11 protein-coding genes are annotated in these 11,839 nt (G+C 64.1%); 3 read left to right on the top strand and 8 right to left on the bottom strand.

Annotated features, from left to right (window positions below; translation table 11 throughout):
• Position 1 precedes the first annotated feature (1 nt).
• From EL335_RS01725 to EL335_RS01750, 6 genes are all read right to left on the bottom strand, one after another.
• Entirely contained in the window at positions 2 to 319 is a 318-nt protein-coding gene (locus tag EL335_RS01725; RefSeq protein ID WP_126443955.1) for a CcdB family protein, read from the bottom strand.
• Positions 319 to 558 (bottom strand): type II toxin-antitoxin system CcdA family antitoxin, encoded by a 240-nt coding sequence (locus tag EL335_RS01730; protein WP_126443956.1) that lies wholly within the window; start codon positions 556 to 558, stop codon positions 319 to 321. Before EL335_RS01730 ends, EL335_RS01725 begins: the two co-directional genes overlap by 1 nt.
• 92 nt (positions 559 to 650) lie before the next feature.
• Positions 651 to 1,850, bottom strand: a complete 1,200-nt coding sequence (locus EL335_RS01735) for an HD domain-containing phosphohydrolase (protein ID WP_284155406.1) — start codon at positions 1,848 to 1,850, stop codon at positions 651 to 653.
• Positions 1,816 to 2,019: a hypothetical protein gene (locus EL335_RS01740; RefSeq protein WP_126443957.1), complete on the bottom strand. Its 204-nt coding sequence runs from the start codon at positions 2,017 to 2,019 to the stop codon at positions 1,816 to 1,818. The genes EL335_RS01735 and EL335_RS01740 overlap by 35 nt, the downstream gene beginning before the upstream one ends.
• Positions 2,020 to 2,031: 12 nt before the next feature.
• On the bottom strand, positions 2,032 to 2,880 hold the full coding sequence (gene pyrF, locus EL335_RS01745; RefSeq protein WP_126443958.1) for an orotidine-5'-phosphate decarboxylase: 849 nt from the start codon (positions 2,878 to 2,880) through the stop codon (positions 2,032 to 2,034).
• Positions 2,877 to 4,553 (bottom strand): glutamine--tRNA ligase/YqeY domain fusion protein, encoded by a 1,677-nt coding sequence (locus EL335_RS01750; RefSeq protein ID WP_126443959.1) that lies wholly within the window; start codon positions 4,551 to 4,553, stop codon positions 2,877 to 2,879. Before EL335_RS01750 ends, pyrF begins: the two co-directional genes overlap by 4 nt.
• Positions 4,554 to 4,612: 59 nt before the next feature.
• Between EL335_RS01750 and hrpA the strand changes: the two genes are divergently transcribed.
• The 3 genes from hrpA to EL335_RS01765 are packed head-to-tail and all read left to right on the top strand — an operon-like array spanning position 4,613 to position 9,847.
• Positions 4,613 to 8,362, top strand: a complete 3,750-nt coding sequence (gene hrpA, locus EL335_RS01755; protein WP_126443960.1) for an ATP-dependent RNA helicase HrpA — start codon at positions 4,613 to 4,615, stop codon at positions 8,360 to 8,362.
• 4 nt (positions 8,363 to 8,366) lie between these two features.
• A complete protein-coding gene (locus tag EL335_RS01760; protein WP_126443961.1) occupies positions 8,367 to 9,089 on the top strand; it encodes an EI24 domain-containing protein in 723 nt (240 codons plus the stop codon).
• The gene (locus EL335_RS01765; protein ID WP_126443962.1) at positions 9,086 to 9,847 is read left to right on the top strand and encodes a competence/damage-inducible protein A; all 762 of its coding nucleotides are present in this window, start codon (positions 9,086 to 9,088) and stop codon (positions 9,845 to 9,847) included. The genes EL335_RS01760 and EL335_RS01765 overlap by 4 nt, the downstream gene beginning before the upstream one ends.
• 18 nt (positions 9,848 to 9,865) lie before the next feature.
• On the opposite strand, the gene EL335_RS01770 is transcribed toward EL335_RS01765, so the two are convergent.
• Complete coding sequence (locus EL335_RS01770) at positions 9,866 to 11,104, bottom strand: ABC transporter permease (protein WP_126443963.1); 1,239 nt, start codon at positions 11,102 to 11,104, stop codon at positions 9,866 to 9,868.
• Positions 11,105 to 11,110: 6 nt separating this feature from the next.
• Entirely contained in the window at positions 11,111 to 11,839 is a 729-nt protein-coding gene (locus EL335_RS01775) for an ABC transporter ATP-binding protein (protein WP_284155407.1), read from the bottom strand.

Raw genomic sequence — 11,839 nt, forward strand, 5'->3', positions numbered from 1 at the left:
TTCAGAATCCAGTGAAGAGAAAATCGATGGCCGCGAGGATTTCCTCGCGCTGGAAAGAAAGGTTGGCGACGGGATGGCGTAACAGGCGACGCGGGACGGGCGCCATGTCCTGCGTGAGGGCGATCAGAGGTTGGCCGTCGATGTTCAGGGACGGGTTCAAGCGCAGGATGGGCAAGGTGTCCAGCGCCTCGGCAATGGCCAAGGGAATGACGACGCGCGTCGACAGCCCGTCGAGAAAATCGCTCTGGATGTCGAGAACATAGGGCACGACGCGCGCGCTCTCGTCATCCGTGTTGGGGAAAACATCGAACTGCGCCATCAGCGCTCGCGCATGAAAGTGCGATAGCGGTCAGAGAACAGGCCGTATTTTTCGATGTAGCGGTTATAGGCATCGATCGCGGCGCGGTTCTCTTCCCGCCAGCGGCGTTCTTTCTCTTTCTTGATTTCAGCCTGCAAGGCGGCCTCGAGCGTCTGCGAGAGGTTGATCTTGAAGGCGCGCGCTTCTTCGAGCAAGTCGGCGCGGATGCTGAGATTGGCGGCTTTTTTGGCAGCGGACATGGCAATCTCCTTTGTGTTCGATGCGTATAAGTTATGCGCATCTCTTTTGCGCGTCAATCTCGATGCCGTCCCGCCGCTGCAACTTGTTGCCCTCAGCTCTCGACTATCTTGCGGATCACGGTGTTGAACGGCCCGATCCACTCGGCCGCGAACTGGTCGTCGCAGGCGTTGATCTCGGCGATCGCCCGGATCAGCGAACGTTTCTCGCCGCGCTGGCCGTGTTTGAGCATCACCGCCTCGAAGGCATCGACGATCGCCAGGATCTTCGCGCCCGGGCAGATCGCCTCCGCTTTCAGCCCGGCCGGATAGCCGCGGCCATCGGGCTTCTCGTGGTGCTGAAGCACCATCTCGGCGGCGGAACTCCAGCCGGGCATGCGTTCGAGTAAGCCCGCCGCCAGCGCCGGGTGGTCGTGGATCAGGGCCCGCTCGGATTCGCTCAGACGGCCGTTTTTCAGCCAGATCGCCTCCGGCACGAACAGCATGCCGATGTCGTGGAGATGCACGGCCGCGGTGAGCTGCAGCGGATCTACCGGCGAACCCGCCGCGGCATTGGTGTCGAGCGCCAGCGCGAGCAGCCGTTGGTTGCGGCCGGCGAACTGCGGCGAAACGGCATCGAGGCGCTGGGCGAGCAAGGCGAAAAATGCCAGATCCGCAGCCTGCGCAGCGGAAGCGCTGAGAGGCGCCTGGCGCACCGCCATCGCCGGCTCTCCGCCGCGCCGATGGTCGGTGACGATCTCGATCAAGGCAGCGGCGCGTTGACCGATTTCGCCGGCTGGGGCCTGGGCCAGGCTTTCCAGCCCGCCGACGAGCCGAGGCAGATTCAGCGTGTCGAGTTTGCGGCCTTCGGTCAGCGCTTCGATCGTCAGTTCGAGCCGGTCGAGCGTGAGCAGCATCAAGTCGGCAAGCCGATCCGTAAAGGGAATCTCGCCGCCGCGGCAGCGCGCCAGCAGCGATTCGAGCGGATGGGCGAGCGAGACCGCGAAATCGACCTTGCACATCGCCGCATCGCCCTTGACCGTATGCAGTGCGCGAAACAGCCGCGCGAGAGCGGCGGCATCGTGGGGGTAAGCGCGCAGCTGGGCGATGTCGTGCTCGATCGCCGGCGCGAGATCGTCGAGCGCCGCGACGAACTCTTCGAAGCTGTCGCGGTCGGTGATGCGCGGGTTGAGAAATGCGGCGGGATCAACCATCAAAGCAGCGCGCGCGTCGGGGCCGTGGCGGTTTCGTTCGCCGCCGTGGGCCGGCTGGGTATCTCGGTCATGGATGATTTCCCGTTTCGTCGTCGGTTTCAATGCTGTTTCGGCGCGCCTGCTTCTCGCGCAGGCGCTGGTTCTTCTCCTCGTTGGCGAAGACGAAGCGCCCGGCGAGCACGCAGCCCTTCATGCCCGGATCGCAGGGCAGGTTGTTGATTTTCGTGCAGATGTCATTGACTTCGTGAGGGCAACCCCAGCCGCCGGCCATGTTTCTGTCTCCTTATCGATAACGGTTGATCTCGTCGCGCGTCTTCAGCGCCGCCTGGCGCGCGGCTTGCGCAAAGTCCTCACCGTGACCGGCATAGAGGATCGCACGCGAGGAGTTGATCATCAGCCCGGTGCCGGCAGCCGTCCGCCCGGCCTTCACCGTGGCCTCGATATCACCACCCTGCGCGCCGATGCCGGGCACCAAGAGCGGCATGTCGCCGACGATTTCCCGCACCCGGGCGAGCTCCTGCGGAAACGTCGCGCCGACGACGAGGCCGCACTGGCCCGTCGTGTTCCATTCCCGGGCCACCTTTTCGGCGACGAGCTCGTAGAGTGCCGTCCCCTCGTTGGCGCAAGCCGGCTGTGCCGTCGTGCTGGCGCCGACTTCGAGCGACTGAAAATCGCTGCCGCCGGGATTCGAGGTGCGACAGAGCAGGATCACGCCCTTGTCGGGATAGGCCAGCCAAGGCTCGACCGAATCGCGGCCCATGTAGGGGTTTACGGTCACGGCGTCGGCCTTGTAGCGCTCGAAGGCTTCGATCGCATACTGTTCGGCGGTCGGGCCGATGTCGCCGCGCTTGGCGTCCAGAATCACCGGAATGCCGGGATGGAACTCGTGGATGTGATGGATCACTGCCTCGAGCTCGGCTTCGGCGCGCCGGGCGGCGAAGTAGGCGATCTGCGGCTTGAAGGCGCAGACGAGATCGGCGGTGGCATCGACGATCGCGCAGCAGAAGCGGGTGATGCGATCCGGCTTGTCCTTCAAGTGCGGTGGAAACTTCGCCGGATCGGGATCGAGTCCGACGCACAGCAGCGAATCGTTCTTCGCCCAGGCTTGGGCGAGCATTGCGGTGAAGGTCATTTCCAGGTGTCTTTCAGCCCCACGCTGCGGTTGAAGACCGGCGCGCCGGGCCGGGAATCGACGCGGTCGGCGACGAAGTAGCCGTGGCGTTCGAACTGGAAGCGCTCCTCGGCTTGCGCGTCTTTGAGCGCCGGCTCACACTGGGCGGTGATGAGTTTCACCGAATCCGGGTTGATGTCTTCGAGGAAATCGTGTTCCGCGCCGGGGTTGGGCTCCTTGAACAGGCGATCATAGAGGCGCACCTGCGCTGCGTAAGCATGTCTGGCCGACACCCAGTGGAGGTTGCCCTTGACCTTGTAGGCATCGGCTCCCGCGGTGCCGGATTTCGAGTCGGGAAAGTAGTTGCAATGCACGGCGACGACATTGCCGGCGGCATCTTTGTCGCAGCCGGTGCACTCGACGACGAAGCCATAGCGCAGCCGCACGCGGTTTCCCGGAAAGAGGCGGAAGTAGCCCTTCGGGGGATGCTCGGTGAAATCCTCGCGCTCGATCCACAGTTCCTTCGAGAACGGCACGGCGCGCTTGCCCCATTCCGGCCTTTGCGGATGGTTGGGCGCGAAACATTCCTCTTCCTGCCCTGCCGGGTAGTTGTCGATGACCAGTTTCAACGGATCGAGTACCGCGATGCGGCGCGGCGCGGTCTCATTGAGCACCTCGCGCTGGCATGCCTCGAACACGCCGTAGTCGATCAGCGAATCCGATTTGGAAACGCCGATCATGTCGGCAAAGCGCCGAAAGCCTTCCGGCGTGTAGCCGCGCCGGCGCGCGCCCGCCAGCGTCGGCATGCGCGGATCGTCCCATCCTGCGACGTGCTTTTCTTCGACCAATTGGATCAGCTTGCGCTTGGAGAGCACGACATGGGTGAGATTCAGACGCGCGAACTCGATCTGCTGCGGCAGCGGCCGTCGCAGGCAGCCCAACTCGGCGAGGTTTTCCAGCAGCCAGTCGTAGAACGGGCGCTGGTCTTCGAATTCGAGCGTGCAGATCGAATGCGTGATGCCTTCGAGCGCATCCTCGATCGGATGGGCATAGGTATACATCGGGTAGATGCACCAGGCATCGCCGGTATTGTGGTGCGTCGCATGCTTGATGCGGTAGATCGCCGGGTCGCGCAGGTTGATGTTGGGGCTCGCCATGTCGATCTTGGCGCGCAGCACATGGGCGCCATCCGGGAACTCGCCGGCGCGCATTCTGCGAAACAGTGCGAGGTTCTCGGCAGGGGAGCGCGAACGGTAGGGCGAATCCTTGCCCGGTTCGGTCAGCGTACCGCGATGGATGCGCATCTCCTCGGCGGTTTGCGAATCGACATAAGCCAGGCCGGCCTCGATCAGCTTCTCGGCGAATTCATACATCTTGCCGAAGTAGTTCGAGGCGTAATAGAGATGATCGCCCCAGTCGAAACCGAGCCAATGCACGGCATCGATGATCGCCTCGACGTATTCCTGCTCTTCCTTCTCCGGGTTGGTGTCGTCGAAGCGCAGGTGGCACACACCGCCGTAATCGCGGGCGAGGCCGAAGTTGAGGCAGATCGACTTGGCATGGCCGAAATGCAGATAGCCATTGGGCTCCGGCGGAAAGCGCGTGCGAATCCTGGCGTGCTTGCCGGCTTTGAGGTCGGCGTCGATGATGTTGCGGATGAAGTTCGAAGCGGCTTTGGTGTCAGGTTCGGCCATGGTCGGCAAGGGACTGAATCGAGGAGCGAATTCTACCGTCGCGGCGTAGAATCCGCCCCATGAAGTTCGATGCGGAAGCCCGCCGGGCAGCCCGTCCGGCGATCGGCTACGACGAGAGCCTGCCCGTCACTGCGCGTCGCGCCGAGATCGCGCAGGCGATCGAAAAGCATCCGGTCGTCGTGATCTGCGGCGAGACCGGCTCGGGCAAGACCACGCAATTGCCGAAGATCTGCCTCGACATCGGCCGGGGGCTGACTGGCTTCATCGGCCATACCCAGCCGCGCCGCATCGCCGCGCGCGCCACCGCCAGCCGCATCGCGCAGGAGCTGAAGTCGGAACTCGGCAAGGTCGTCGGCTACAAGGTGCGCTTCACCGACCGCAGCTCGCCCGAGAGTTTCATCAAGCTGATGACCGACGGGATTTTGCTCGCCGAGACGCAGACCGATCCGTTGCTTCGGCAATACGACACCTTGATCATCGATGAAGCGCATGAACGCTCGCTCAACATCGATTTCCTGCTCGGGTTTCTAAAGTCGGTTCTGACGCGACGGCACGACTTGAAACTCATCGTCACCTCCGCGACGCTGGACGCCGAGCGCTTCAGCAAGCATTTCAACGACGCGCCGGTGATCGAGGTCTCCGGCAGGCTCTATCCGATCGAAATTCGTTACCGACCTTTCGACGAGAAGAAAGACGTCGATCTCAACGATGCGATCGTCGCCGCCGTCGAAGAAGCCCACCGCACCGGGCCGGGCGACGTGCTGGTGTTTTTGCCCGGTGAGCGGGAGATCCGCGAGGCGGCGGAGGCGCTCAGGAAGCATCATCCGCCGGGCCTGGAAATCCTGCCGCTTTATGCGCGCCAGAGCGCCCAGGAGCAGGCGCGCGTGTTCGCGCCGCATCAGGGCCGGCGCGTCGTGCTGGCGACCAATGTCGCCGAGACCTCGCTGACCGTGCCGGGCATTCGCTACGTGATCGACACTGGGCTGGCGCGCATCAAGCGTTATTCACATCGCAACAAGGTCGAGCAGCTGCAAGTCGAGGCGATCTCTCAGGCGGCGGCCAATCAGCGGGCGGGCCGCTGCGGCCGCGTCTCTTCTGGCGTGTGCTTCCGCCTTTATTCCGAAGAGGATTTCGAGCAGCGCCCGCGCTACACCGATCCGGAAATCCTGCGCTCTTCGCTGGCCGGCGTGATCCTGCGCATGAAGTCGCTCAGGCTGGGCAATGTCGAAGACTTTCCCTTTCTCGAACGCCCGGCGCCCAGGATGGTCGCCGACGGCTATCAGCTGCTCGCCGAGTTGGGCGCACTCGACGAGACGACGAAGGAGCTCACCCCGATCGGCCGCGAGCTGGCGAAACTGCCGCTCGACCCGAAGATCGGCCGCATGATCCTGGCGGCGCGCGATTTGGGCTGTCTTGCGGAAATGCTGGTCATCGCCGCCGCCCTGGCGACACAGGATCCGCGCGAGCGGCCGCAGGAGCAGGTGGGGGCTGCCGACCAGGCGCACGCGAAATGGAAGGATGAGAAATCCGAATTCCTCTCGTATCTGAAGCTGTGGGCCGCCGCCGACGCGGTCTGGAAGCATGAGAGCAGCAGCAAGCAAAAGCAATGGTGTCGCGCCCACTTCATCAACTGGCTGCGCCTGCGTGAATGGCGCGACGTGCATGGCCAGCTGATGACGCTCGCCCACGAGCACGGCTGGAAGGAGAACCAGCAGCCGGCAAGCTACGAGAGCATCCACAAGGCGCTTTTGACGGGGCTTCTCGGCCACATCGGTCTGATCAACGAGGAGGACAGGAACTACCTTGGCGCGCGCGGCATCAAGTTCTGGATTCATCCCGGCTCGGCGCTCGCCAAGAAGGCCGGGCGCTGGATCGTCGCCGCGGAGCTGGTCGAGACCTCACGCCTCTTTGCGCGTTGTGTCGCCCGCATCGAGCCCGAGTGGCTCGAACAGGTCGGTGCCCATCTCATTCGCCGCCATGTCTATGAGCCGCACTGGGAGAAGAACGCCGGTCAGGTGGTGGCCTATGAGCGCGTGACACTGCATGGGCTGACGCTCCATGCGAAGCGGCGCATCCTCTATGGGCCACGAGCGCCGCAATATGACCCGCGCCTGGCGCGTGAGCTCTTCATCCGTGGCGCGCTGGTCGAAGGGCAGGTGACCGACGAATGGCTCAGGAAATGGAAGTTCCTGCAACACTTCCAGAAGCTCAAGGCCGAGATCGAGCGGCTCGAACACAAGGCGCGCCGCCCCGACGTGCTGGTCGATGACGATCTGGTGTTCGCCTTCTTCGCTTCACACGTGCCGGAGGGCATCCATTCGCTGGCCGCCTTCGATCATTGGCGGCGCGATGCCGAACGCGAGAATCCGCGCTTGCTGTTCCTCGAAAAAGACCAGCTGATGCGCCATGAAGCGGCGGGCATCACCACCGAGAATTTTCCGCCGCATTTCGAATACCGTGGCCAGAAGTTCAGGCTTTCCTACAAGCACGATCCCGGCGCCGCCGACGATGGCGTGACCCTGTCCGTGCCGCTGGCCGCGCTCAACCAGCTGCCGGCCATCCGCCTCGAATGGCTCGTGCCGGGCCTGCTCAAGGAAAAAGTCGTCGCGCTCGTCAAGACCCTGCCGCAGAAATACCGCCATCGGTTGCAGCCGATCGACACCTTCGCGGAAGACTTCTGCGCAGCCGAACATGACTTTGATGAGCCTTTGGTCAAGGCGCTCACCCGCGCGATCGAAGAGAAGATTGCTTTGAAGCTGCCGCTCGATGCGTTGCGTCCCGGCGAGCTCAAGCCGCATCTGTCGATGAACTTTCGGCTGCTCGATGAACATGGCGGCACCTTGGCGATGTCGCGCAATCTCCACGAGCTGCGCGCGCAGTATGGCGATCGGGTAGCACGGACGTTTTCGGCGGCGGCGCTGAAAGTCGGCGCTGACCAGACGGCACCGCCGACCGGGAAGACGACTGCATGGACTTTCGGCGCGTTGCCGGAACTGATCGAGCTCGAGGTCGGCGGCCGCACCGTGATCGGCTTTCCGGCGCTGGTCGATGAAGGCGACGGCGTGCGCCTTGCCGCCTTCGACACCGAAGAGAAGGCGGCGCTCGAGCATCGCCAGGGGCTTTCGCGCCTGTTCGCGCTGCAGCTGAAAGCCCAGGTGCAGGCGATCGAAAAGCTGCCCGAATTGCGTCAGCTGGCCTTATCGTTCATGCACTTTGGCGCCGAGAAGGAGCTCAAGGAAGACATCGTCGCCGCCACGCTCGAACGCACCTGCCTGATGGCGCCGCTGCCGACCGACGAGCCGAGTTTCACCGCACGGCGCGATGCGGCGAAGGGTCGCGTCCTGCTCGTCGCGCAGGAAATCCTCCGCCTCGTCGGAAGAATACTGGCCGAATACGGCGCCTTGCAGAAGAAGCTCGCCACGCTGCAAAAGGCGCTGCCGCAGACCGTCGCCGACGTCTCGAACCAGCTTTCCAACTTGCTGGAAAAACGTTTCATCGTCGCCACGCCCTGGGAACGGCTGCAGCATTTCCCGCGCTATCTCAAGGCCGCGAGCCTCAGGCTCGACAAGGCGAAAAATGATGCGGCGCGCGACGCCCGCTGGATGGCGGAATGGCAAGCCGTGGCCAGGCCCTGGCAACGCGAGTGGGAAAAACGCCGCCAGCGCGGCGCCGGGGATGGATTTCTGCAAGAATTCCGCTGGCTGCTCGAAGAGCTGCGCGTCGCGCTTTTTGCACAGGAATTGAAAACACCCACGCCGGTCTCGGCAAAACGCCTGCAGAAGATGTGGGAAGGCAGGGCGAGGATATGAGGACATGATGGAAACCGGTCTCTTCTTCCATACGCTGCTGCGTGCCGGGCGCGACTTGGCGCGGCCAAGGATGCTGTTTTGCGCCCTCTGGCCGCCGCTGGCGGCGTTTGTGCTCTGGTCGATCGTCGCCTGGTTCGCCTGGCAGCCGATGGCCGGCTGGGTGCTGGCGAATCTGCCCGACTGGCCGTGGCTTGACTGGCTCGGGCCGTGGCTTTCCCACGTCGCGGTGTTCTTCGTCTTCGCGCCGCTCATCTACTTCACGACGCTGATGTTCGTCGCCATCTTCGCCTTGCCGCGCATGATGGCGATCATCGCCGCGCGCGATTATCCCGATCTTTCCCGTCAGGCTTCGACGGCCGCGGCGTTCTGGGGCAGCCTGGCCAACACGGCAACGGCCGGCCTGATTTTCGTCGTTGGCTGGCTTATCACGTTGCCGATGCTCTTCGTGCCGGGCGGTCTCTTCGTCCTGCCGCTCTTCTGGTCGGCCTGGCTCAACCAGCGCGCCTTCCGCTTCGATGCGATCGCCGAGCATGCCACGGCTGCTGAGCGTGCCGAGATCGTCCGGCGAAAGCGGCCTACGCTCTATCTCGGCGGCCTCATCGGTGCGCTCATTGCCTATGTGCCGGTGGCGAACTTCTTCGCCCTGCCCTATACGGCGATCCTGTTCGTCCATCTGTGTTTGACTGCCTTGCGCGAGCTGCGCCGGCAGCAGAAAGTGGTGGTATGAGAACCTACGGCCTGATCATCATCGGCGACGAAATCCTGCGCGGCAAGCGCCAGGATAGGCATCTGGCGAAATTCATCGAAATCCTTGGCGCGCGCGGCCTGCATCTTTCCTGGGCGGAATATCTCGGCGATGAGCGGCCGCGGCTCATCGAAACCTTCAAGCGCACGCTGGCATCCAACGATGTCGTGTTTTCCTGTGGCGGCATCGGGGTCACGCCGGATGACCACACCCGCCAGGCGGCAGCAAGCGCGGCCGGCGTGCCGCTGGAACTGAATCCGGATGCGGAACGCGAGATTCGCGCCCGCATGGCCGAGCTCGGCGAGCCGGTCACGCCGGCGCGGCTGGAGCTCGGCACCGTGCCTGCTGGCAGCCGCATCATCCCGAACCCCTTCAACCGCATTCCGGGCTTTTCCTACCGCGACCACCACTTTCTGCCGGGGTTTCCGCAGATGGCCTGGCCGATGGCCCAATGGGTGCTCGATACCTACTACGCCGACGATTTTCGGCAAGGGATGGAGGCCGAGGCGGCGATCCTCGTCTGGGATGGCCTGGAAGGACGGATGCTCGAGCTGATGCGCAAGACCGAGGCCGATTTTCCCGGCATCACCGTCTTCAGCCTGCCGAATCTGGGCAGTGAGACGATGCGCCGCCATGTCGAGCTCGGGGTGCGCGGCGAACCCTCACGGGTGGCCGAAGCGATCGAGGCGCTCAAAGCGGGGGTGGCCGCACTCGGCTACGGCTTCGACATCAAAACCTAGCGATCGGTCCGGCCGTCACTATTCGTGGCGCAAAGCCTCGATCGGCGACATCAGCGCGGCCTTGCGCGCCGGATAGTAGCCGAAGAAGATGCCGATCGCGGAAGCCGTGCTCACCGCGAGCAGGAGGGTCGACGGCGCGAGTTGGATCGGCCAGCCCGCCAGTTGGGCGACGAGCTTCGCGCCGCCGACGCCAAGCAAAATGCCGACGAAGCCGCCGATCAGCGCGAGCGTGATCGACTCGACCAGAAATTGCAGCAGGATGTCGCGCGCGCGTGCGCCGACCGCGCGCCTGAGACCAATCTCACGCGTGCGTTCGGTCACCGAGACGAGCATGATGTTCATGATGCCGATGCCGCCGACCAGTAGCGAGACGGAGGCCACTGCGGCGAGCAAGAGCGCCATCACGCGTGACGATTCCTCACGCGTCTGCAGGATCTCGGTCATGTTGCGCAAAGTGAAGTCGTCATCCTGGTCGGGCTGCAGACGGTGACGCTGACGCAAGAGCTCACGCACTTTCTCTTCGGCCGCCGAGCCCGGGACACCATCGACGAGCTTGATCTGGATCGAGCCGACCGACCGGGATTTGGCGACCGCCGTTGCGCCGAGCACGCGGTTTCGCGCAGTGGTGATCGGCATCAGCACGACATCGTCGAGATCGGAGCCGCCGGGGCTTTGGCCCTTGGCGTCGAGCAAGCCGATCACGGTGAGCGGCACGGTGCGGATGCGGATCGTCCTATCGAGGGGGCTTTCCTCGCCGAACAGGTTGGCTGCCACGGTCTTGCCGATGATCGCCACTTTCGCCGCGCCATTGAGTTCGGCGGCCTCGAAGAAACGGCCCTCCGCCAGCGTCCATTCACGCACCTCGAAGTATTCGGGCGTCACGCCATAAAACGAGGTGGACCAGTTGCTGTTGCCGGCGACGATCTGGCCGCTGCCGCGCAGCACGGGCGCCGCGGCGGCGACATATTCCGGCAGCTCGCGCGCGATCGCATAAGCATCCTCCTCGGACAGGGTGAACGTCGTACCCACCGCCGCGCGGGCGCCGGTATACGTGCTCGAAGCCGAGAAGATCATCATCAGGTTCGAGCCGAGGCTCCTGATCTGCGCTTCCACCTGGGTGCGCGCGCCCGAGCCTACGGCGATCATCACGATCACCGCCGCCACGCCGATGATGATGCCCAGCATCGTCAGCGCCGAGCGCAGCTTATTGGTGGCGAGCGCCTTGAGGGCGATGGCGATGGTGGCGGAGAGGTTCATTGCCCTTCAGCGTTTCTTAGGCATGGCGGCAAGGTCGGCGCTGGCATCACGGCGCGCGTTGGGGGTGTCGTCGGTTACCCGGCCGTCGCGGAAATGGATGATGCGATCGGCGTAAGCGGCGATGTCGTGTTCGTGGGTGACGACGACGATCGTGATGCCTTCGCGGTTGAGCTGCTGCAACAACGCCATGATCTCGATGCCGGTGCGCGAGTCGAGCGCGCCGGTCGGCTCGTCGGCGAGGATCAGTGCCGGATCATTCACCAGCGCGCGGGCGATCGCCACCCGCTGCTGCTGACCGCCGGAAAGCTGCGCCGGGTGATGAAACATGCGCTCCTGCAACCCGACCAGCTCGAGACGTTGCGCTGCGCGCGCGTGGCGCTCGGCGGCGCCCATTCCCCGATAGAGCAGCGGCAGCGCGACGTTGTCCACCGCCGTGGTGCGCGCGAGCAGATTGAAATGCTGGAACACGAAGCCGATCTTGCGGTTGCGCACGCGCGACAGGGCGTCGTCATCGAGCCGCGAGACCTCGATGTCCTCCAGCCAGTAGCGGCCGCCGCTGGGCGCATCCAGGCAGCCCAGCAGGTTCATGAAGGTCGACTTGCCTGAACCGGACGGCCCCATCACCGCGACGAAGCTGCCTTTGGCGATTTCGAGTGTCACGCCGGAGAGCGCCGGCACTTGGGTATCGCCCAGCCGGTAGTTTTTGGCGAGGTTTTCGACGCGGATCAGGCTCAC

It is taken from the genome of Sulfuricystis multivorans, from assembly GCF_003966565.1.
Classification (GTDB): Bacteria; Pseudomonadota; Gammaproteobacteria; order Burkholderiales; family Rhodocyclaceae; genus Sulfuricystis; species Sulfuricystis multivorans.

Bases quoted from the DNA above. Each gene is read 5' to 3' on its own strand.
- EL335_RS01725 (WP_126443955.1), bottom strand. From the start codon at position 319: ATGGCGCAGTTCGATGTTTTCCCCAACACGGATGACGAGAGCGCGCGC.
- EL335_RS01730 (WP_126443956.1), bottom strand. From the start codon at position 558: ATGTCCGCTGCCAAAAAAGCCGCCAATCTCAGCATCCGCGCCGACTTG.
- EL335_RS01740 (WP_126443957.1), bottom strand. From the start codon at position 2,019: ATGGCCGGCGGCTGGGGTTGCCCTCACGAAGTCAATGACATCTGCACG.
- pyrF (WP_126443958.1), bottom strand. From the start codon at position 2,880: ATGACCTTCACCGCAATGCTCGCCCAAGCCTGGGCGAAGAACGATTCG.
- EL335_RS01750 (WP_126443959.1), bottom strand. From the start codon at position 4,553: ATGGCCGAACCTGACACCAAAGCCGCTTCGAACTTCATCCGCAACATC.
- hrpA (WP_126443960.1), top strand. From the start codon at position 4,613: ATGAAGTTCGATGCGGAAGCCCGCCGGGCAGCCCGTCCGGCGATCGGC.
- EL335_RS01760 (WP_126443961.1), top strand. From the start codon at position 8,367: ATGATGGAAACCGGTCTCTTCTTCCATACGCTGCTGCGTGCCGGGCGC.
- EL335_RS01765 (WP_126443962.1), top strand. From the start codon at position 9,086: ATGAGAACCTACGGCCTGATCATCATCGGCGACGAAATCCTGCGCGGC.
- EL335_RS01770 (WP_126443963.1), bottom strand. From the start codon at position 11,104: ATGAACCTCTCCGCCACCATCGCCATCGCCCTCAAGGCGCTCGCCACC.